Below are 19,979 nucleotides of genomic sequence, written 5' to 3'. Positions count from 1 at the left end.
TCAGACGCGGCGCAGCGGCCGGAAATCGACCTGACCGTGGATGTAGTACGTGAAGTCGGTCAGATCGGACTGCAACGCGATGTCGTACGACGGCAGCCACAGCGGCAGGATCGGCAACTGCTCGAACGCGACGCCGATCGCGCTGCGAATGTCGTCGTCGTACTTGCGGCGGTCCGGTTCCCAGCGCGCGGCTTCCACCAGTTTGCCGAAGCGCTCGTCGCGGAAGTTGCCGAAATTCCAGCGCCAGTCGCCCTGGAAGAAGATGCGGAAGAAGTAGTCCGGCTCGTTGAACCACGCGGACGAACTGTCCACGTAGAACGGCAGCGTTTTGTCGGTCTGCCGCGTGCCCCATTGCGCGCCGGCGATCTTCTCGATCGTGACCTGGATGCCGATCTTCGCGAGCGATTCCTGCAACAGCAGCGCGAGCGGCTCGGCCACCGTCGCGTCCGCGACGTTGTAGCTGAAGGTGGTCTTGAAGCCTTGCGGCAAACCGGCCGCCGCGAGCAACGCGCGCGCCTTCGCGATTTCGGTGGTGTACGGATACGGTTGCGGGAATGCCGCCGAGCGCGGTTGCGCGGAAGCCGCGCCGTAGAGCGGCGTGCCGTGCCCGTAGTTCGCGCCCTGGAACAACGCGCTGTACGGCAGTGCGTACGCGATCGCCTGACGAACCCGCACGTCGTTGAACGGCGCGGTCTGCGTGTTGAACGCGATGAAGCGGAACGTGTTCGTCACCGGAATCGACAGCACGTGTAGCTGCTTTTCGTTGCGCAGCGAATCGATATCGCGCGGCGGCAGTTGCACGACGATGTCCGCGTCGCCCTTGTTCAACGCGGCAACGCGATTCGCGGCGGTGGGCACCTGCTGGAACAGCGCGCGCCGCACTTGCGGCAGCGGGCCGCTTTTCCAGTTGTCGAAGCGCTCGTAAGTAATCTGCTGCGCGGCCTGCCAGTCGCCCACCTGGAACGCGCCGCCGCCCGCCGCGTTGCCGCGCACCCATGCGCTCGCCCACGGGTCGGCCTCGCTCGCATGCTTGAGCGCGAGCTTGCTGTTGAGCACGGACGCGAAGGTCAGCGCCAGATTCGGCAGCGTGTAGCGGTCGGCGCGCGGCAAGTCGATGCGCAGCGTGTGCGGATCGAGCGCCTTGAACTGGCCCGGATCGGTCAGCGAACCGGTGGCGAGCTGCCGCTTCGACGCGGCCAGCGTGACGGCGCGCGCGAGCGACCAGCGCACATCTTCGGAGGTGACCGGCGAGCCGTCGTGGAACGTCGCGTCGGGGCGCAGATGAAACACCAGCGCGCGGCCGCCGTCGACCACGTCGTACGATTGCGCGAGTTCGCCTTTGAACTTCGAGTAGTCGTATTGATAGACGCCCGGCGAAATCGGCTTTCTATCGAAGGCGATCAGGCGGTCATACACGTTCGTGAACGCGCCGAGTGATTCGCGGCTCACGCCTTCGCCATGCGGGTCCAGCGAGTTCGGCGCACCTTCGGCCAGCACGCGCACCACGTCCTTGCGTTTTTGCGCGAACCCTTGAGTCGCCCGCAGGCCGACCCAGGCTGCGGCTCCCGCTTGCGCCGAGAGCTGCAGGAAATGACGTCGATCCAAAACCTTCTCCAGAATGAGATTCAGTGTGCCGCGCGAGGCGGCGCTGTCGTGAGTTGTCGTGCGTGGTCGTGAGCTATACAGAAGCCGTCAGAACGGCCGGCTGCCCGCGAGGCTGATGCGCTTGAGCACGCGCCGTTGCGCCGGATCGAATTCGGTGCGCCCGTGCAGCGTCGCCTGGTTGTCCCAGTAGACGATGTCGCCGACCTGCCAGCGGTGCGTGTAGAAGAAGCGCGGCGAACTCAGATGCGCGCGCAGCTTCGCGATCAGCGCGGCGCCTGCCACCGGGTCGTAGCCGACGATTTCGACTTCGGTACGCGCGCCCAGATACAGCAGGCGCTTGCCGCTTTGCGGATGCGTGCGCACCAGCGGATGCGCGGTCCACGGTTCGAGCGGCGTGATGTCCGGCGTGCGATACAGCGGGAAGCCGCTTGCGAGCGGAAACTGGCGGCGCAGGAACGGGTTGTAGGTGATCAGTTGCAGATCGTCGATTTCGGCGCGGGTGGCTTCGTCGAGTGCTTCATAGGCGGCGACCAGGTCGTACCAGCTCGTATCGCCGCCTTCGGGCGGAATTTCGAGCGCGTACAGCAGCGAGCCCGACGACGGTTCAGGCGTCCAGTGGTGATCGGAATGCGCGGGCAAGTCCAGATTGCCGAGCAGACCTTCGTCGACGTTCGACACCACCACGATGTCCGGCACCGCGCCGGACGCGTTCGAACCGAGCACCGGCGCATCGCGCGGCGGCGTGTACACCGAGCCGAAATAAGACGCGAGACGGCGGAACTGCGTGTCGTCGAGTTGCTGGTTGCGCAGCACCAGAATGCGGTGATCGAGCAGCCCCTGCTTGAGCGCGAGCACTTGCCGCGCGTCCAGTTGCGTCGCGGCATCGAGGCCGACGACCTGCGCGCCGAGCGCGGCGTCGAGTCGTTTGATCGCGAACGGCGTGGCAGCGATTTCGTTGCGCGTATGCGCGAGGCTGAAGCGTTCGTCGGGCCGCGCGCCGTTCAGATGGAATGCACCGATCGCTTTTTCACGCTGGATCGCCGGGTTGTGCGACGCGATCACGCGCGCATTGCGCCAGTGGCGATCGAGCCGCAGCCGCTCGCTGGTCGCCGACGCGCCGCCCACTTCGAACAGCAGCGTGGTCGCTTCGAGCACCTGGCCGATCACGATCTGTTGCGCCTGATAAGCCTCGACGTCGAGCGCGATGTAATCGGCGGGCGTCGTCGTGCCGGCCGCGCGCGCCTGATGGATTCGTTCGAGGCTCACCGACACCGAGTCGACCACGCTTTGCGCCGCGTACGCGAGACTCGCGAGCCGGCCGATCACGCGCTGCACCAGCGGGTTGTCGCGCGGACTCGATTGACCGGGCACGCCGAAGGTGCGCGTATGTTTGCGCGCAAATGCGGTTGCGTCGCGCAAGGCGGCGCGCGCGATGCCGGCGAGCGTCGCGAGGTGCACGGTCTGATAGAACGCGCTCTGGAACGTGTTGCTGCGCGCTTCCGACGAGCGATAGCGGAACAGGATCTGGTCTTCCGCGACCTCGACGTCGGTGAAGCGCGTCGTGCCGCTCGCGGTCAGGCGCTGGCCGAAGCCGTCCCAGTCGTCGATCCGTTCGACGCCCGGCGCGTCGCCGCGCACCAGCAGGTTGACGTCGTCCTCGCCGTCGTGCGCGGCCACGTTGATCCAGTCGGCGTACAGCGAACCGGTGCTGTAGTACTTCTCGCCGTTCAGCCGCCAGCGGCTGCTGTCGTGCGGATCGCGGGTGAGGGTGACGGAGTTGTGCGTCGAACCGGTGCGCTCGGAAATCGCGGCACCCACCAGCACGCGTTGGGCGACCAGCGTGAGCCAGCGTTCGCGCGACGCTTCGTCCTCGCTTTCGAGGCGGGTTTCGACGAAGCCGAAACTCAGCCGCAGAATCTGCGGGAGATTCGAGTCCGCTTCGCCGAGCCTGACCAGCAGACGGAAAAATTGCGGCAGCGTGATGCCTTCGCCGCCGTAGCGGCGCGGCACGCGCAACGCGGTGAAGCCCGCGTCGCGCAGCCACTGCACGGCTTCGTACGCGAGTTCGCGGTTCTGTTCGCGCTCGACCGCGCCCGCGGCGATACGCTCGAAAACCGGCGCGAAGCGCGCGAGCAATGCGGCGTCGTCGGTGGGTGCGGCGTGGGTTTCGGGGGCGGAATGTGAAGCTGGAACGCCAGCGTACTGCTTCGGCAAAGTGGACATGCTTATCGGGGGAAGGGTCGTGGTGACCCAATACAATAAGCATCGCAAACTGATTGATCAAACAACGAAACGCCATATGCATATCGACGTTATACGGCGATTTCGTTCGAGCGGCGAATTGCGGGCGATAGCGTGGGGCGGTGCCTGGATTCGCCGCTGCATGACGATGAACGTGAAGATGAACGTGAAGATGCAGGCGTGCTACACCTTGCCGAGCACGCCGAGCCACGCCTGGCCGATCACCTCATGCGACGCATCGGCGTTAGGCGGATGAAATGCGCCGGCACGTACGTCGCGATACAGCCGCTCCAGTTCGGCGCGTTTCGCCAACGCACCCGCGCCCGCGATTTGCAGCGACAGATTCACCACGTGCAGCGCGCCGTCCACCGCATGCTGTTTGGCGGCCAGCAGGCGCGCGATCCAGAGTTCGCCTTCCGGATAGCCGGCCCACCATTGGTCGGCCACGCGCTCGAGCAGCGCTTCGATGCTGTCGAGCGCGATTGCCGCCTCGGCAACCGTGTGCTGTGTCAGCGGTTTATACGCGTAGGTCTTGCCTTGCAGCGCGGAGGACGTGCGGCTTTTCGCGGAAGCCAGCGCGAGATCGAACGCGCGCTTCGCGATGCCGTAATAGACAGCCGCGAGTCCAGGCAGCACGGCGCCCAGAATACCGTCGACGAACGGATCGTTCGGCACGCCGGCAGGCAGCACGCGCGTGACGCGATCCGGCGTCGCCACCGCGCCTTCGAGCAGCGTGTCGTCGCTTTGCGTCGCGCGCATGCCGAGCGTGTCCCACGTCTTGACCGTGCGATGACCGGGCGTGCCGCGTTCGATGAACGCGTGAACGATCTTCGGCTGCACGGGGTCCGAATCGTCCAGACCGTGTACGCCGAGCCAGTCCCACGCGGGCGCCAGCGACGTGAAGATCTTGCGGCCCTCGAAACAGTAGCCGCCGTCCGCGAGCGGCGTCGCTTTGACGAACGAATGCGCGAGGCCCAGATCGTTGCCGGGTTCGCCGTGCCCCGCGGCAAACACCTTGCCCGCGGCGGCCTCGGTCAGTATCCATTGCGCGGACGTGTCGCCGCGCCGCAGCAGATGCAACGCCGCGCCGATCCAGTATTGATGCATGTTCAGCGCGAGCGCGGTGGCGGGCGCGCGGCCCGCGAGCCGAACCTGTTCGCGGATCAGTTCGGGCGAGGTCAGCCCGAGGCCACCCAGTTCGAGCGGCACGCTCGCGCGCAGAAAGCCGGCTTCTTTCAGTTCGTCGATGTCTTCGAAGAAGAAGCGGTTCTCCCGATCGTATAGCGCCGCACGCGTGCCGATCCGATCGAGCAGCGCTTCGGACAATAACGCGCGGGACAACTCGCCCGGCGGCGCGTGATCGGTCGGGCGGACAGACGTGTCGTACTCCAGTGCCGTGCTCACAATGCGTTTCTCCTGTGTACCGATGGAAGAGACCGATCAACCGTTCATCAAAGCGCGAGCCGTCCTTCCGATGCGATCGCGGACAGCGGATTGCGCTGGCTTTGTACTTCGCGCGCCTGCAATGCTTCCGGCAGCGAGGTCTTGTCGCCCGCACGGCCGATCGCGATAGCCGCTTCGATCGAGTAAGCATCGGGCACCGCCAGTTCGCGGCGGATGATCTCGCGTTCGATGCCCGCGAGACCGTGCGCATGCCAGCCCGACAGGCTCGCCTGCAACGCGAGGTAGCCCCATGCGGCGCCGGTGTCGAACGAATGCGTGGGGGCCGGAATTTCAGCCGCGCCGCCGGGCGGTGTGAACGTGCTCTTCGACAGCACGATCACGATCGCCGCCGCGTGCTTTGCCCAGCTCTGATTGAATTCGTTGAGGAAGGTGAGAAAGCGCTCCCAATGCGGCGTATCGCGCCTTGCGTAGACGAATCGCCACGGCTGCGAGTTGTAAGACGACGGCGCCCAACGGGCCGCTTCGAACAGCGTCAGCAACGTGGCTTCGGAAATCGTGTCGGAGGTGAAAGCGCGCGGCGACCAGCGGTCGAGGAATTGACGGTCGATTGCGTGGTCGGCAGTACGTAGGTTCGATGTTGTCATGCTGGCTCCTGAGAAAAGCGTGTTCGACGCTCAGTGTGGCGGGGGCGTGTGGATCCCGTATCGATGCCGGCTCACTTTATCTTTCGCCGCGGCGCGATTGAACCGATTTATTGTCGCAACCTTATTCGCCCGGCGCGCAAGCGTTGAATCGACACCCGGCGTGATTAGCGTTTGATGCGTTATGCGAAAACCAATCCACAAAACCTTGTTTGCACTTCGTTTTTCCGGCCGCTAGATTCATCGGTACAGCAATGAATCGACGGAGGCCCGATGGCCACGCTTGCAACGACGGTTTTCTGGGCCGGACTCCGGCATCCTGTGCGCAGCTTGCAGAAGCAATGGTCGAAGCGCGCGCCGCTCACTCAGGCGAGCGAGGTGACGCAGGCCGCACCGGTTAAGTCCCCATGGAGCGAACCGGACGACGAGCCGCCCGTCGTGCGCTATGGGGCCGCCTCGCCCGAACGGCTCGAACGGATCGCCGCGTACGCGCGCTGCGGCTACTTTCATATGGAATACACCGCGGGCATGTTCGTCGTGCCGCTCGATCTCCCACCGGAGTGACGCCGCAGCCGGCGCTGCGGCAACGCAATAGCTGGGGAACGAGGCGAAGGAGGGCGAGCGCCGGCCACTGCGGCCAACCCTGAGCCGCAGCGACCAAACCGATGCTTCTTTAGAAATGACAATTAATTGGTTCGGCTTCGCCCGCACATCTTTCATAGTGTCTCCTGATGGCTATAGGCGGTTGCTTTCGCCATGGCCTTGAACCTGCGCGTAAGGATTCGCGCGATATCGAAGGAGACGTCATGACGCTTGAACTCGCAGAACGACCCACTCACGCGCTGCTCGAAGCGGCCCGTTCGCACGCGGCAGAAGCCGGCCTGCCCTACGCGGGCGGCGTGTCGCCGCAGGACGCCTGGGCGCTCGTGCAGGCCGGCGACGCGGTGCTGGTGGACGTGCGCACTGCCGAAGAACGGAAATTCGTCGGCCTCGTGCAGGACAGCGTGCATGTCGCGTGGGCGACCGGCACGAGTCTGACGCGCAATCCGCGTTTCGTCCGCGAACTGGAAGCGAAGACCGGCAAGGACGCGGTCGTGCTGCTGCTGTGCCGTAGCGGCAACCGCTCGGCACTGGCCGCCGAAGCCGCCGCGAAGGCGGGCTTCACGCAGGTCTTCAATGTTCTCGAAGGTTTCGAAGGAGAGCTGGACGGCGCGCAACGGCGCGGCGCCAGCAACGGTTGGCGCTTTCACGGGCTGCCGTGGACTCAGGACTGACAAGTCGGCTGATCCACGCTGCCATTAACGAGGAGTAATCGCTGTGGCTGTGTTTGATATCGATGAGATCGTCGAAGAACTTCAGACGGTCCGCCAGCAATGGCGTGAAGTGCAGAAGCGCTCGCTGGAGCCGGGCGGGCGCGAATTGCCCGGCCGCGAAGCGCTGGCGGAGATCGTCGATACGCTGAAGGGCGTGCTGTTTCCGATGCGGCTCGGGCCGCCCGATCTGCGTCAGGAAAGCGAAAACTTCTACGTGGGGCACGCGCTGGACGCGGCGCTGCACGGGCTGCTCGGCCAGGCGCGGCTGGAGTTGCACTATCGCAGCCGTCATCAGCCGCCGCCGGCTGTCGTGATCGACGCGCAGGCCGGCATCGCGGTGCGCGCGTTCGCGGCACGCCTGCCGGCGATCCGCAGCCTGCTCGACAGCGACGTGCTGGCCGCGTTTCACGGCGATCCCGCAGCGGGCAGCGTGGACGAAGTGCTGCTGTGCTATCCCGGCGTGCTGGCGATGATTCATCACCGGCTGGCGCATGAACTTTATGGCCTGGGCTTGCCGCTGCTCGCGCGCATCGTCGCCGAACTCGCGCATGCGCAAACCGGGATCGACATCCATCCTGGCGCCAGGATCGGCGCGGGGTTCTTCATCGATCACGGCACGGGTGTGGTGATCGGCGAAACGGCCGTGATCGGCGAGCGGGTGCGTCTTTATCAGGCGGTCACGTTGGGGGCGAAGCGTTTTCCTCGCGACGCGCACGGGAACCTGGAGAAAGGCCACGCGCGCCATCCGATCGTCGAGGACGATGTCGTGATCTATGCGGGCGCGACCATTCTCGGCCGCGTGACGCTCGGCAAGGGTTCGGTGATCGGCGGCAATGTGTGGCTCACGCAGGACGTCGCGCCGGGCTCGCATGTGACCCAGGCCGTGTCGCGCAACGAGGGCTCGGGTGCGGCGGTGGCCGTGGAGCGTGCGCCGCGTGGCGAGGCGGGTGTGCACGCTGCCGCTGAAGTTGCTGCTCAGGCCGCTGCTGAAGCTACTGCTGAAGCGACCGCTGAAACCGCCGCGACCGGAGCCGCGCGATGACCGGACTCGTCAGGGAGTTCGGCGCCGCGGTGCGCCGCGTGCGCGAAACACGCGGCTGGTCGCAGGAGCAACTGGCCGAGCACGCCGGACTCAACCGCTCGTATGTCGGCGAGATCGAACGCGGCTCGGCGATCGCGTCGATCGTCACCGTCGACAAACTCGCGCGCGCGTTCCAGGTGCCGATCGAGCATCTGCTCAACCCTTCTAACGGCAGTGCGGATATCGACGTGCTCGCGCGCGCCGTGCTGGCCGATCCCGCCGCCGCGACCTAGATCCCGGCTTTGCCGTCTATAGCATGTTGAAGGGTCGGGATCGGCTCCCGATAATCTGTTTCGCTCATAAGCTTTCCCGTTTTTCTTCTATCAACCCCGGAGCTTCAGATGACAGCAACAGTGGGCGGCCTGACGGCGCTCGGCGATACCGCAGCACGGCAACTAGCCAATGCCACCAAAACCGTACCGCAACTCGCGACGATCACGCCGCGCTGGCTCACGCATCTGCTGCAATGGCTGCCGGTCGAAGCAGGCATCTACCGCCTGAATCAGGTGAAGAATCCCGAAGCCGTGGTGGCCGCCTGCACCGCGCGCGAAGACGAAAGCATCCTGCCGCGCACCTTCGTGCCGTACGAAGAACAGCCGCGCGAATATTTCCTGAATGCGGTCAGCACCGTGCTCGACGTGCATACGCGTATCTCGGATCTGTACAGCAGCCCGCACGACCAGATCAAGGAACAACTGCGCCTGACGATCGAGACGATCAAGGAATTGCAGGAAAGCCAACTGATCAACAACCCGGACTACGGTCTGCTCGCGAACGTGGCCGAAGAACAGCGCGTGTTTCCGCTGACCGGCGCGCCGACGCCCGACGACCTCGACGAACTGCTGACCAAGGTGTGGAAAGAGCCGGCGTTCTTCCTCACGCATCCGCTCGCGATCGCCGCGTTCGGCCGTGAATGCACGCGCCGTGGCGTGCCGCCGCCGACCGTCAGCCTGTTCGGCTCGCAGTTCCTGACGTGGCGCGGCATTCCGCTGATCCCGTCGGACAAGGTGCCGGTGGCCGACGGCAAGACGAAGATCCTGCTGCTGCGCGTGGGCGACAAGCGCCAGGGCGTGGTCGGCCTGTTCCAGCCAGGCGTGGCCGGCGAGCAGGGTCCGGGGCTGTCGGTTCGCTTCATGGGCATCAACAATCACGCGATCGCGTCGTATCTGATCTCGCTCTATTGCTCGCTCGCGGTGCATTCGCCGGACGCGCTGGCAGTTCTCGATGACGTGGAGATCGGCAAGTACCATGACTACCCAGACACCTACAAGTAAGCCCATGGATAGCGTCCTGCCGCACGACGTGCCGAGCGGTCCGCCCGGGGGTTTGCCTGCGGGGTTGCCTGATCCTGCTGTGCTGGCGTCGCTGGCCAATGCATTTTTCTCGGCGTTGCCGGGCAATGCGCCGCAAGCAGGCGCGACGCCCGGCGTCGCCGGCACGCTGCCGTTCAGCGCGCCGCTGACGAGCGAGATCGGCAATCCGGCGCCCGCCGGTTCGCTGCTCGCCGGTCCGGGCGGCACGGGCACCGGTGTGCCCGGCGCGGCATTGCCGCAAGGGCAGGCGCCCGGCGGCAATCTGTTGCCGTCGGCGCCCACGCATGTGCTGTCGCTCGGCAATCGCGCGCCCGCGCTGGCGCCGCACGCCGCGGCGCCGAATGGCTTGCCGGACAACGCGGTGACGGTTGCGCCCGCGCTCGATCCACGCTTCGGCGGCGCCGCGCTCGGTGTGCCGCAAGCGCATGGCGCGGAGCGGCCGTCGGCGGGTGGGGTTCCGGCTGCTTCGTCAGCTGCTTCGCCAGTTTCGTCGCCTGCTGCGGCGGATTCTGCCGGGTCCGCCGCGTCGCCTTATTATTTCCTCGGCGAATCGGGACAACCGCAATCGTCGTCGCCGGCGTCGCCGGATATCGTCGTGCCGGGTTGGGGCGAAGTGAGCGCGCAATCGTTCGGCCTCCCTGGCGTCGATAAGCCGCTCGCCGAGCAACGTTTTCCGTACGACCGGCCGGATGCGTCGAAAGCAACGCAGGCAGCGCCATCACTGGCACCCAACCCGGCGCAGCACGCAGGCAATTCGCATTACTTTCTGAATCTGAATGAGCCGTCGCGCTTTCCCGCGCAAGGCGCCGGTGCGCAGCAGCACGTGCCGCACGCCGGAGCGTCGGCTCATCCGCCGTTCGACGTCAATGCGATTCGCCGCGACTTTCCGATTCTGCAGGAGCGGGTGAACGGCCGTCAGCTGGTGTGGTTCGACAATGCCGCGACCACGCACAAGCCGCAGGCGGTGATCGACCGGCTCGCGTATTTCTACGCGCATGAGAACTCGAACATCCACCGGGCCGCGCATGCGCTGGCCGGCCGCGCGACCGACGCGTACGAAGCCGCACGCAGCAAGGTGCAGCGTTTCATCGGCGCGGCGTCGCCGGAGGAAATCATCTTCGTGCGCGGCACCACCGAGGCGATCAACCTGATCGCGAAGACGTGGGGCGTGAAGCATGTCGGCGAAGGCGACGAGATCATCGTGTCGCATCTCGAACATCACGCGAACATCGTGCCGTGGCAGCAGCTTGCCGCGCAAACGGGTGCGAAGCTGCGTGTGATTCCAGTCGACGACACCGGCCAGGTCCTGCTCGACGAATACCGGCGTCTGCTCAACGACCGCACGAAGATCGTCTCCGTCACGCAGGTGTCGAATGCGCTCGGCACGGTGGTGCCGGTCAAGGAGATCGTCGAGCTCGCGCATCGTGCCGGCGCGAAGGCGCTGGTGGACGGCGCGCAGTCGGTGTCGCACATGCGGGTGGACGTGCAGGCGCTCGACGCGGATTTCTTCGTGTTCTCGGGCCACAAGGTGTTCGGTCCGACCGGCATCGGCGTGGTGTACGGCAAGCGCGCGATTCTCGAAGACATGCCGCCGTGGCAAGGCGGCGGCAACATGATCGCCGACGTGACGTTCGAGCGCACGGTATTCCAGCCGCCGCCGAATCGTTTCGAAGCCGGCACCGGCAATATCGCCGATGCGGTGGGTCTCGGCGCTGCGATCGACTACGTGCAACGTGTGGGCATCGAGAATATCGCGCGTTACGAGCACGATCTGCTCGCATACGCGACAAGCGTGTTGCAGCCGGTGCCGGGTGTCCGGCTGATCGGTACCGCGCGCGACAAGGCAAGCGTGCTGTCGTTCGTGCTGAAGGGCTACGAGACCGAGGAAGTCGGTCACGCGCTGAACGAAGAGGGCATTGCGGTGCGCTCGGGGCATCACTGCGCGCAGCCGATTTTGCGGCGCTTCGGTGTGGAAGCGACCGTGCGTCCGTCGCTCGCGTTCTACAACACCTGCGATGAAGTCGATGCGTTGGTGTCGGTGGTGCGCCGGTTGTCGTCACGACGGTAAGCACGATGGAGAAGCGGCGGCCAGCGATGGCCGCCGCTTTTTTTAGGCTTTACATTTCACGCGCGCAAAGCGCGGACGGCGTCCAGCCGTTTTTGCATTTGCTTCCCACGAGAAACCAAAGATCGATTTGTTGGTTTGGCTTCGACTGACGTTTTTGTAATTTCCTAATCGCCACCTCATGAGCATGAGCGAACGGCGATGAGGAGAACCAGAGATGAAAAGCTTCCGCCGCGCGTGGTCCACGCTGACCGCCGTCACCTTCGGTACTGCGTTTGTGCTTGCGCTCAGCGTGAGCGCGCAGGCCGCCGATCCGGACAAACAGGAAATCCGTTTCGGCGCGACTGCGGGTCCGTATTCCGATCAGATTCGCTACGGCATCAAGCCTTTGCTGGAAAAGCAGGGCTATAAAGTGACGATCGTCGAATTCACCGATTACGTGCAGCCGAATCTCGCGCTCGCGGACGGCGTGCTCGACGCGAACGCGTTCCAGCACGAAATCTATCTGCGCAAATTCGCGGACGATCACAAGCTGAAGCTCTCCGAACTGGTCAAGGTGCCGACCGCGCCGATCGGCATCTACAGCCACAAGCACAAGAGCCTCGACGAAGTGAAGGAAGGCGCGACCGTGTCGCTGCCGAACGACGCGACCAATCAGGCGCGCGCGATCATCCTGTTGCAGCAGCTCGGCTGGGTGACGCTGAAGCCGGGCGTCGATCCGGTGAAATCGTCGGAGCGCGACATTGCCGGCAATCCGCACAAGCTCAAGCTGCTGCCGCTCGAAGCGGCTCAATTGCCGCGTTCGCTCGACGACGTCGACTATGCGTTCGTCAACGGCAACTTCGCGCTCGCCGCGGGGCTGAAGCTGACCGATGCGCTGCTGCTCGAAAAGATTCCGCCTTACTACCTTAATCTCGTCGCGGTGCGCACGGCGGATTTGCAGAAGCCTTATGTGATCGATATCGCGAATGCGTATCGGTCGGCGGAATTCAAACGTGTGATCGACGAACGCTTTCAGGGTTTCTCGAAGCCGGCCGACTGGCGCTAGTCAGCGCGTTTTCCGTCAATTTGTTAATCTCCGTGCGAACCTTTACTTCAACGATGCATGGACGCAAGGAGACTCGATCATGAGCGATTCCGCCGATTACGTGCCGCCGAAAGTCTGGACCTGGAACAAGGACAACGGCGGCCGCTTCGCCAATATCAATCGCCCGATCGCGGGGCCCACGCACGATAAGGCGTTGCCGGTCGGCAATCATCCGCTGCAGTTGTATTCGCTCGCGACGCCGAACGGCGTGAAGGTCACCGTGTTGCTGGAGGAGTTGCTGGCGCTCGGTCATAGCGGCGCGGAATACGACGCGTGGCCGATCCGGATCAACGAAGGCGATCAGTTCGGCAGCGGCTTCGTCGACGTGAATCCGAACTCGAAGATTCCGGCTCTGCTGGATCGCAGCGGCGCGCAGCCGGTCCGCGTGTTCGAGTCCGGCGCGATTCTGCTTTATCTCGCGGAAAAGTTCGGCGCGTTTTTGCCGACCGACGCCGGCGCGCGCGCCGAGTGTCTGTCGTGGCTGTTCTGGCAGATGGGCAGCGCGCCTTATCTGGGTGGCGGCTTCGGCCATTTCTATGCGTACGCGCCGTCGAAGATCGAATATGCGATCGACCGCTTCGCGATGGAAGTGAAGCGTCAGCTCGACGTGCTCGATAAGCGGCTTGCGGTCAGCGAATATCTGGCGGGCAGCGAATACACGATCGCCGATATCGCTGTGTGGCCCTGGTATGGCGGTCTCGTGAAGGGATGGCTTTACGAGGGCGGCGAGTTCCTGTCGGTGCAGGACTATCAGCATGTGCAGCGCTGGGCGGATGCGATCGGCGAACGTCCGGCGGTGAAGCGTGGGCGCAAGGTCAACCGGCTCTTTGGCGAGCTCGCGGATCAATTGCACGAACGTCATGCCGCGAGCGACTTCGACACCCGCACGCAGGACAAGCTGGCGGCACCGGAGTAGACGTTAGCGGATCAACTGATCCTGACGACCCACCGCAACGGCAGATTTCTCATCAACCATCCGAGCGCCGCCCACGGCCACCACGGCACGTAGGCGCGGTTCGGCTCGCGTTCGATCGCGGCGGCCAGCAGCTTGCACCCGCGCGTTTCGTCGATGATGAACGGCGTCTTGCGCTGATCGATGCCTTCATTGAGTTCCGTGCGAATGTAGCCGGGATAAATAGTGCTGACCTTGATCGAGCGCTTGCGCAGCACGTCGGCGCGTAGGCCTTCGGCGAGCACGGCGACGCCAGCCTTGCTCGCCGAGTACGCGGTCATGCTGCCGCGCAATCCCCGCATCGCGCTCATCGACGAAACGACCACGAGATGACCGGCGTTCTGCGCGCGGAAAATTTCCATCGCGGCTTCGCACTGCGCGAGCGCAGCGGTGAAATTCGTTTCGACGGTGCGTTTGTTGTCGTGGAAATGTCCTTTGCCCAAAGGTGCGCCGGAGCCGATGCCGGCGTTGACGATCACGCGATCGACGCGCCCCATGTCTTCACGAAACGCTCGAAACACGTCGAAGACCTGCGTGTCGTTCGTGACGTCCAGTTCGCGAATCCACACGTCGATGCCGGGCGCGAGCCGCTCGAGTTCGTCTTTGAGCGCGACGAGACGGTCCATGCGTCTGGCGCAGAGTGCAAGGTTGTAATTGCGCTTCGCGAATTCCCGCGCCATGCCGGCGCCGAGCCCCGAGCTGGCGCCTGTGATCAGTATGTTTTTTCGCATGATGTTTTATTTGAGCGCGGTTCAGGCATCGAACCACGAGGTCAGCCTTTTTTCATCGCGCGGCGACAACGCCAGTGAAGGTAATTCACGATGATCCAGAAGTTCCTGAAGGCCGGGTTTCGCGTCTGCTTGTGGTAGTAGCGGTAGTAGATCTGCTGCACGATCGCCGATAGCCGGAAGAGGCCATATACCTCGTAGAACGCCCAATTGTCCGGCGCCCAGTCCACGCGTGAGCAGTAGTACTCGACCGCCTGCCGGCGCGTGAGCATGCCGGGCAAATGAGTCGGCTGCCGGCGCGTGGAGCGCGCGATGAAATCGTCGTCGGCCTGAACCCAGTAAGCGAGCGTGTTGCCGAGATCCATCAGCGGGTCGCCGAGCGTCGCCAATTCCCAGTCGAGTACGCCGACGATCCGGGTCGGATCGCTCGGCGCGAGCAACACGTTGTCGAAACGAAAATCGTTGTGCGTGACGCAGAGAGGTTCACGCGCTGGAAGGTTCGACAGAAGCCAGTCGATGATCGCATCGCCTTTGGGCACGTTCCAGGTGTGCGCGTCGCGATAGCGTTTGCTCCAGCCTTCGATCTGCCGTTGCGTGTAGCCCGCGCCCGCACCGATCGATGTGAGTCCCGCCGTTTCGTAGTCGACCTTGTGGAGCGAAATCAGCGTGTCGAGAAACGTATGGCAAAGCTGCTGCGCTGTCGCTGCCGATAAGCTCATTCCGCGCGGAAGATTCTTGCGCGGGATGATGCCGTCCAGCCGCTGCATCACATAGAATTCCGCGCCGATGATCGACTCGTCGGCGCAGCACGCGCGCATTTCCGGTACGAATGGAAACACCGGTTTCAACGCGCGCTGGATCCGGTATTCCCTCGCCATGTTGTGCGCGGACTTCGCCTTCGTACCGTTCGGCGGCCGGCGCAGAATCAGATCGTCGTTTTCGTACTTGAGGCGATACGTCCAGTTCGACGCGCCACCCGAATACTGTGTGATCTCCGGCGTGCCCTGAAGTCCGCTGAGCTGCTGCTTGAGCCACCCGTCGACGGCAGCGGCGTCGAGCTCCTCTCCGGAGCGCACCGCGCCGGCCCGATCGAGCGTCGAAGTCGTGGTCATGCGGCGCCCGCCAGCTTCTGCCTGTATCTGGCCAACTCGCGGCGCCCGACCATCGCGCGATGCACTTCATCCGGACCGTCGGCGAGGCGCAGCGCACGGGCCATCAGATACAGGTTGGTCAGCGGCACGTCGTGAGACAGGCCCGCGCCGCCGTGGATCTGGATCGCCTGATCCACGATGCGTTGCAGCAGGTTAGGGGCGACAACCTTGATCGCGGAAATCTCGGTCATCGCATCCTTCACGCCTAGCGTGTCGATCTTCCATGCCGCGTACAGCGTGAGCAGGCGCGCCTGATCGATCGCGATGCGCGCATCCGCGATGCGTTCGAGATTGCCGCCGAGCCTGACGAGCGGATTGCCGAATGCTTCCCGCTCGTTCGCTCGGGCGATGGTCAGCTCGAGCGCGCGCTCGGCGGCGCCGATCGCGCGCATCGCGTGATGAATGCGTCCAGGGCCCAATCGGCCCTGCGCAATCGCGAAGCCCATTCCGAGGCCGAGCACGACGTTCTCCCGCGGTACGCGCACGTCATTGAATTCGACCTCGCCATGCCCGTAGGGCGGATCGTATTCGCCGAAGGTAGGCAGCATCCGGACGATGCGCACGCCCGGTGTATCGAGCGGCACGAGCACCATACTGTGCCGGCGATGCGGGTCCGCGTCGGGATCGGATACGCCCATGAAAATCGCGAGCTTCGCGTTCGGATGGCCGAGCCCCGTGCTCCACCACTTCCGGCCGTTGAGCACCACGTCGTCGCCGTCCTCACGGATCGTTGCCGCAAGATTGGTCGGATCGGATGACGCGACGCCGGGTTCCGTCATGCAGAACACCGAGCGGATATCGCCCGCAAGCAAAGGCTCGAGCCACCGTTCCTTTTGCTGTTCCGTGCCGAAGTGATAGAGCACTTCCATATTGCCGCTGTCCGGCGCGTTGCAGTTGAATATCTCGGCGGCGATCTCGCACCTGCCCATCAGTTCGCCGAGCGGCGCATAGTCCAGCGTCGTGAGTCCGGCGCCGAGTTTCGCGTCCGGAAGAAACAGGTTCCATAAACCCGCAGCGCGTGCTTTCGCTTTCAGCTCGTCGATCACGGGCAGGGTGGTCCACGTGGACCAGTTCGCTCCTGCGTTGATCTCGCGGTTTTCCTTCCGGTAAGCCTCTTCCACAGGCGTCACGTGCGTGTCGATGAACGACTGCAACCTGCTCAGGTATTCGCGGCTTTTGTCGCCGGGTGTGAAATCCATATCCGTCTCCAATGTGTTCGGTCTGCGGGCATCGCCGATCTTTGACGAATGCTAGGGAAGAATTTATATTGAATGAAGTGATATTTTTTAAGCGATCTTAATGAACAGAATTCATTCACGGCCCGACAGTCTGGATCTGAATCTGCTGCGTGTGTTCGAAGCCGTGTTCCGCGAGCGGCATCTGACCCGGGCGGCCGACGCACTGGCGCTCACGCCGTCTGCGATAAGCCACGCGCTACGTCGTTTGCGCGAGCACCTGGGCGATGCGCTGTTCGTTCGTCAGGGCAACACGATGGTGCCGACGCCGGCCTGTCACCGGCTGGCGCCGGAGTTGTTCGAGCAGATGGCGAATCTGCGCAGGCTGTTGCAGCAATGGACACGCTTCGATCCGGCCAGCACCCGGCAAACCTTCCGGATCGGTATGCCCGAAGCGGTGGAGATGACGCTTTTCCCGACCCTGCAAGCCGCGTTCTTCGAAGCCGCGCCTGAAGCCTCGCTCGCGAGCGTCAGTTTCGACCGCACCAATCTGTCGCGACTCATGTCGGCCGGGTTGATCGATCTGGCGATCGACGTGGCGCAACCTGTCTCTGATCCGATTCAGCATCAGCCGCTGCTGCGCGACAAATTTTGCATCGTCGCGTCGAAAACGCATCCGCTCAAACGCGCGCCGACGCTCAATCAGTACCTCAAGTCGCGCCATGTGTCGGTATCGGGCCGCTCGAGCGGCATCGTGCTCGAAGATCACGCATTGCTCCATCTCGGCATCCAGCGGCGCGTTGCATTGCGCTGCCAGACCTACAGTTCGGCGTTCGCGATCGTCAGTGCGAGCGATTGCCTTCTTACGATGCCGGTCGAACTGGGCAACGAGATGGCGCGGCCCTATGCGCTGCGTTTCTGGCCGACGCCGTTCGAGTTGCCCGCCGTCGAGCTGCACCAGTACTGGCATGCAAACAACAATTCGGACGCATCGGGGCAATGGTTGCGAGACCTGGTTCTGCGCGTCGTCCAGGAACGGTGGACGGGGCATGCCGGCGTAAAGCGCTGACGCTGGGTGTTGCGCGCCAGGGCGACATCATTCGATCGACAGCTAACCTAAGCAAGTTTTGTTGTTTTGATTGATGCGGCGTCCAGATCATAATTTTCGCGCAAGGTATCGGCGTCTGCCGGTTTCCGCATCCATTCCATGCCGTTCTCCCGGGTTGATCCAATGACCGCGTTTCTTTCGCATTCCCGGCCACGCGTCGCCGGAAAATTTCTCATTGCGGCGTGCGCCGCGGCGGCGCTTCTTCTGCAAAGCGGCTGCAAGCCTCAGGACGATCACGTGCAGACATCCGCCACATCGTCGTCTGCGTCCGGCGACCAGCCGGCGAAGCAGGAAATCACCTACTTCAAGTATCCGGACAATCCGTCCTTCGATCTCGTCTATCTCGCCGACAAACTCGGTTACTTCGAGAACACCAGTACGCGTCCGAAATACGTGGGCAAGATCGCCGCGCCGCAGATCATTCCGCTCGTCGGAACCGGTGAAATCGACTTCGGCTCACGCATGGTGCCGCTCGTGATTTCGGCCATTGCCAGCGGTGCGGATATCAAGGTGGTGTCGGCGGGCGGCGAGACGCTGCGCGACGCGCCGCATATGAAGTATTTCACCCGCAAGGATTCGGGCATCCTCGCGCCGAAGGACTTCGAAGGCAAAACGGTCGCGTTCAACAGCTTCGGCGCGTGCGCCGAGTTCGTGACCAAAAAGTATCTGTCGCAGCATGGCGTGGACGTGTCGAAGGTGAACTGGCTCGTGGTGCCCGACAATCAGTCGCAGCAGGCGCTCGTCACGAAGAACGTCGACATTGCGATCATTCATCCGCCGTTCTCGGGCGCGGCGGAAGCCGATCCGCAACTGCACAAGCTGTGGAGCGACTGGGACGAAGACGGCGGCCTCGGCGGGATGGCGCCTTATAGCGCGAACGGCGCATTTGCGCGCGCACATCCGCAGGCGGTGAAGGATTTCGTGACCGCGATCGCGAAGGCCGGCAACTGGGTCAACGCTCATCCGGACGAGGCGCGTCAGCTCACGGCGGAGCGGCTCGGCATCGATGTGAAGCTGGTCGAGCGCTACGCGTACGTGAAGGATCTCGTCGTGACGGAGCCGCCGATTCAGTACTACATCGACATTCTCGAACAGGCCGGCAAGATTCCGAAGGGCAAGGTCTCCGTGAAGGAGGTCTATACGAACGAGTACAACCCGTTTGCCGCGAAGCAGTCGCAAGCGAACGTGGCGACACCTGCCGACGGAAACCACACATGAGCGAAGTCACCCGCTCGCGCGACAAGATCGTCGCCCGCGATCTGTCGCTCACCTATGCGAACGAGGCAACGGATTCGAGCCATACGGTGCTCGACGGTTTCGAGCTGAGCGTGCGCGACGGCGAATTCCTCGCGTTGCTCGGTCCGAGCGGCTGCGGCAAGTCGACCTTCCTGAGCATTCTCGCCGGACTGGTGCCGCAAACGTCGGGCGACATCACGGTGGACGGCGAGGCGGTCAGTGCCGCGCGTCAGAAGCTCGGTGTGGTGTTTCAAGGCTATGCGCTGTTTCCGTGGCGCACGGTGCGCAAGAACGTCGAAACCGGGCTGGAGATTCGCGGCGTGAAAAGCGCGCAACGGCGCAGCGAGGCGGAGCGCTTTTTGCGCCTCGTCGGTCTGCTCGATTTCGCCGATCACTACCCGCATCAACTGTCGGGCGGCATGCGGCAGCGCGTGGCGATTGCACGCGTGCTCGCTTACGGCCCGGAGATTCTGCTGATGGACGAACCGTTCGGCGCGCTCGACGCGCAGACGCGCGAATCGCTGCAACAGGAATTGCTCGGCATCTGGGAGAAGAGTGCGAAGACGGTCGTGTTCGTCACGCATAGCATCGACGAAGCGATTTTTCTTGCGGACCGCGTGGCGATCATGGGGCGTGGGCCGGGTCGTGTGAAGGAAATCGTCGACGTCGATCTGCCGCGTCCGCGTCCTGCGTCGATCCGTCATAGCGCTGCGTTCGTCGCGTTGCGGGAGCGCGCATGGGCGAGCTTGAGCGAAGAACTCGGCGAGCAGCCGACGCCCGCGAGCGAGCGCGTCGTCGAACGAACCATAGGGGCATAGCGTGGCCGAGCAAAACAGTGTTCGTGATCTGCCGGTTCTGATCGCACCCAGGACGCGCCAG

At 63.9% G+C, this 19,979-nt stretch carries 18 protein-coding genes; 11 read left to right on the top strand and 7 right to left on the bottom strand.

Annotation, left to right across the window (positions count from 1 at the left end):
- The 4 genes from PQQ51_RS20350 to PQQ51_RS20335 form a co-directional block, all read right to left on the bottom strand.
- On the bottom strand, nucleotides 1-1,605 hold the full coding sequence (locus tag PQQ51_RS20350; RefSeq protein ID WP_408498618.1) for an ABC transporter substrate-binding protein: 1,605 nt from the start codon (nucleotides 1,603-1,605) through the stop codon (nucleotides 1-3).
- An 87-nt stretch (nucleotides 1,606-1,692) separates the two neighbouring features.
- Nucleotides 1,693-3,828 (bottom strand): TauD/TfdA family dioxygenase, encoded by a 2,136-nt coding sequence (locus PQQ51_RS20345; protein WP_408498617.1) that lies wholly within the window; start codon nucleotides 3,826-3,828, stop codon nucleotides 1,693-1,695.
- A 201-nt stretch (nucleotides 3,829-4,029) separates the two neighbouring features.
- Nucleotides 4,030-5,250 carry an acyl-CoA dehydrogenase family protein gene (locus PQQ51_RS20340; RefSeq protein ID WP_408498616.1) on the bottom strand — a complete coding sequence of 407 codons (1,221 nt, stop codon included), beginning with the start codon at nucleotides 5,248-5,250 and terminating at the stop codon, nucleotides 4,030-4,032.
- Nucleotides 5,251-5,297: 47 nt separating this feature from the next.
- Nucleotides 5,298-5,894 carry a nitroreductase family protein gene (locus PQQ51_RS20335; RefSeq protein WP_408498615.1) on the bottom strand — a complete coding sequence of 199 codons (597 nt, stop codon included), beginning with the start codon at nucleotides 5,892-5,894 and terminating at the stop codon, nucleotides 5,298-5,300.
- A 270-nt stretch (nucleotides 5,895-6,164) separates the two neighbouring features.
- Here PQQ51_RS20335 and PQQ51_RS20330 point away from each other — a divergent pair, with 270 nt between their 5' ends.
- The 8 genes from PQQ51_RS20330 (at nucleotide 6,165) to yghU (ending at nucleotide 13,666) form a co-directional block, all read left to right on the top strand.
- Nucleotides 6,165-6,455, top strand: coding sequence for a hypothetical protein (locus tag PQQ51_RS20330; protein WP_408498614.1), 291 nt, complete (start codon nucleotides 6,165-6,167; stop codon nucleotides 6,453-6,455).
- Nucleotides 6,456-6,697: 242 nt separating this feature from the next.
- Nucleotides 6,698-7,165, top strand: a complete 468-nt coding sequence (locus tag PQQ51_RS20325; RefSeq protein ID WP_408498613.1) for a rhodanese-like domain-containing protein — start codon at nucleotides 6,698-6,700, stop codon at nucleotides 7,163-7,165.
- Nucleotides 7,166-7,208: 43 nt separating this feature from the next.
- Complete coding sequence (gene epsC, locus PQQ51_RS20320) at nucleotides 7,209-8,246, top strand: serine O-acetyltransferase EpsC (RefSeq protein WP_408498612.1); 1,038 nt, start codon at nucleotides 7,209-7,211, stop codon at nucleotides 8,244-8,246.
- A complete protein-coding gene (locus PQQ51_RS20315; protein WP_408498611.1) occupies nucleotides 8,243-8,518 on the top strand; it encodes a helix-turn-helix domain-containing protein in 276 nt (91 codons plus the stop codon). Before epsC ends, PQQ51_RS20315 begins: the two co-directional genes overlap by 4 nt.
- Before the next feature lie 108 nt (nucleotides 8,519-8,626).
- Nucleotides 8,627-9,559: a family 2A encapsulin nanocompartment shell protein gene (locus tag PQQ51_RS20310; protein WP_011493308.1), complete on the top strand. Its 933-nt coding sequence runs from the start codon at nucleotides 8,627-8,629 to the stop codon at nucleotides 9,557-9,559.
- Nucleotides 9,534-11,666: a family 2A encapsulin nanocompartment cargo protein cysteine desulfurase gene (locus tag PQQ51_RS20305; protein WP_408498610.1), complete on the top strand. Its 2,133-nt coding sequence runs from the start codon at nucleotides 9,534-9,536 to the stop codon at nucleotides 11,664-11,666. Before PQQ51_RS20310 ends, PQQ51_RS20305 begins: the two co-directional genes overlap by 26 nt.
- A 214-nt stretch (nucleotides 11,667-11,880) precedes the next feature.
- The gene (locus tag PQQ51_RS20300) at nucleotides 11,881-12,711 is read left to right on the top strand and encodes a MetQ/NlpA family ABC transporter substrate-binding protein (protein ID WP_408498609.1); all 831 of its coding nucleotides are present in this window, start codon (nucleotides 11,881-11,883) and stop codon (nucleotides 12,709-12,711) included.
- A 79-nt stretch (nucleotides 12,712-12,790) separates the two neighbouring features.
- Nucleotides 12,791-13,666, top strand: a complete 876-nt coding sequence (gene yghU, locus PQQ51_RS20295; protein WP_408498608.1) for a glutathione-dependent disulfide-bond oxidoreductase — start codon at nucleotides 12,791-12,793, stop codon at nucleotides 13,664-13,666.
- Nucleotides 13,667-13,677: 11 nt separating this feature from the next.
- Here the strand turns inward: yghU and PQQ51_RS20290 are convergent, their stop codons facing one another.
- Genes PQQ51_RS20290 through PQQ51_RS20280 form a run of 3 tightly spaced genes read right to left on the bottom strand, consistent with a single transcriptional unit; the run spans nucleotide 13,678 to nucleotide 16,780 of the window.
- Nucleotides 13,678-14,433 (bottom strand): SDR family oxidoreductase, encoded by a 756-nt coding sequence (locus tag PQQ51_RS20290; RefSeq protein ID WP_408498607.1) that lies wholly within the window; start codon nucleotides 14,431-14,433, stop codon nucleotides 13,678-13,680.
- 41 nt (nucleotides 14,434-14,474) lie between these two features.
- Nucleotides 14,475-15,542 (bottom strand): phosphotransferase family protein, encoded by a 1,068-nt coding sequence (locus PQQ51_RS20285; protein WP_408498606.1) that lies wholly within the window; start codon nucleotides 15,540-15,542, stop codon nucleotides 14,475-14,477.
- Entirely contained in the window at nucleotides 15,539-16,780 is a 1,242-nt protein-coding gene (locus PQQ51_RS20280) for an acyl-CoA dehydrogenase family protein (RefSeq protein WP_408498605.1), read from the bottom strand. Before PQQ51_RS20280 ends, PQQ51_RS20285 begins: the two co-directional genes overlap by 4 nt.
- Before the next feature lie 100 nt (nucleotides 16,781-16,880).
- Here PQQ51_RS20280 and PQQ51_RS20275 point away from each other — a divergent pair, with 100 nt between their 5' ends.
- The 3 genes from PQQ51_RS20275 to PQQ51_RS20265 all read left to right on the top strand — a co-directional run bounded on the left by PQQ51_RS20275 (nucleotide 16,881) and on the right by PQQ51_RS20265 (nucleotide 19,918).
- Nucleotides 16,881-17,825 carry a LysR family transcriptional regulator gene (locus tag PQQ51_RS20275; RefSeq protein ID WP_408498604.1) on the top strand — a complete coding sequence of 315 codons (945 nt, stop codon included), beginning with the start codon at nucleotides 16,881-16,883 and terminating at the stop codon, nucleotides 17,823-17,825.
- A 162-nt stretch (nucleotides 17,826-17,987) separates the two neighbouring features.
- A complete protein-coding gene (locus PQQ51_RS20270) occupies nucleotides 17,988-19,082 on the top strand; it encodes an ABC transporter substrate-binding protein (protein ID WP_408498603.1) in 1,095 nt (364 codons plus the stop codon).
- The gene (locus tag PQQ51_RS20265) at nucleotides 19,079-19,918 is read left to right on the top strand and encodes an ABC transporter ATP-binding protein (protein WP_408498602.1); all 840 of its coding nucleotides are present in this window, start codon (nucleotides 19,079-19,081) and stop codon (nucleotides 19,916-19,918) included. Before PQQ51_RS20270 ends, PQQ51_RS20265 begins: the two co-directional genes overlap by 4 nt.
- Nucleotides 19,919-19,979 lie beyond the last annotated feature (61 nt).

This window comes from Paraburkholderia xenovorans, from assembly GCF_046030735.1.
GTDB lineage: Bacteria > Pseudomonadota > Gammaproteobacteria > Burkholderiales > Burkholderiaceae > Paraburkholderia > Paraburkholderia xenovorans_A.
This window is presented reverse-complemented; position numbering and strand designations above follow the sequence as displayed.

What these genes read in the sequence shown, in the direction of transcription:
- PQQ51_RS20345 (WP_408498617.1), bottom strand. Translation starts at nt 3,828, where the DNA reads ATGTCCACTTTGCCGAAGCAGTACGCTGGCGTTCCAGCTTCACATTCC.
- PQQ51_RS20335 (WP_408498615.1), bottom strand. Translation starts at nt 5,894, where the DNA reads ATGACAACATCGAACCTACGTACTGCCGACCACGCAATCGACCGTCAA.
- PQQ51_RS20330 (WP_408498614.1), top strand. Translation starts at nt 6,165, where the DNA reads ATGGCCACGCTTGCAACGACGGTTTTCTGGGCCGGACTCCGGCATCCT.
- PQQ51_RS20325 (WP_408498613.1), top strand. Translation starts at nt 6,698, where the DNA reads ATGACGCTTGAACTCGCAGAACGACCCACTCACGCGCTGCTCGAAGCG.
- PQQ51_RS20315 (WP_408498611.1), top strand. Translation starts at nt 8,243, where the DNA reads ATGACCGGACTCGTCAGGGAGTTCGGCGCCGCGGTGCGCCGCGTGCGC.
- PQQ51_RS20310 (WP_011493308.1), top strand. Translation starts at nt 8,627, where the DNA reads ATGACAGCAACAGTGGGCGGCCTGACGGCGCTCGGCGATACCGCAGCA.
- PQQ51_RS20305 (WP_408498610.1), top strand. Translation starts at nt 9,534, where the DNA reads ATGACTACCCAGACACCTACAAGTAAGCCCATGGATAGCGTCCTGCCG.
- PQQ51_RS20300 (WP_408498609.1), top strand. Translation starts at nt 11,881, where the DNA reads ATGAAAAGCTTCCGCCGCGCGTGGTCCACGCTGACCGCCGTCACCTTC.
- yghU (WP_408498608.1), top strand. Translation starts at nt 12,791, where the DNA reads ATGAGCGATTCCGCCGATTACGTGCCGCCGAAAGTCTGGACCTGGAAC.
- PQQ51_RS20290 (WP_408498607.1), bottom strand. Translation starts at nt 14,433, where the DNA reads ATGCGAAAAAACATACTGATCACAGGCGCCAGCTCGGGGCTCGGCGCC.
- PQQ51_RS20285 (WP_408498606.1), bottom strand. Translation starts at nt 15,542, where the DNA reads ATGACCACGACTTCGACGCTCGATCGGGCCGGCGCGGTGCGCTCCGGA.
- PQQ51_RS20280 (WP_408498605.1), bottom strand. Translation starts at nt 16,780, where the DNA reads ATGGATTTCACACCCGGCGACAAAAGCCGCGAATACCTGAGCAGGTTG.
- PQQ51_RS20275 (WP_408498604.1), top strand. Translation starts at nt 16,881, where the DNA reads ATGAACAGAATTCATTCACGGCCCGACAGTCTGGATCTGAATCTGCTG.
- PQQ51_RS20270 (WP_408498603.1), top strand. Translation starts at nt 17,988, where the DNA reads ATGACCGCGTTTCTTTCGCATTCCCGGCCACGCGTCGCCGGAAAATTT.
- PQQ51_RS20265 (WP_408498602.1), top strand. Translation starts at nt 19,079, where the DNA reads ATGAGCGAAGTCACCCGCTCGCGCGACAAGATCGTCGCCCGCGATCTG.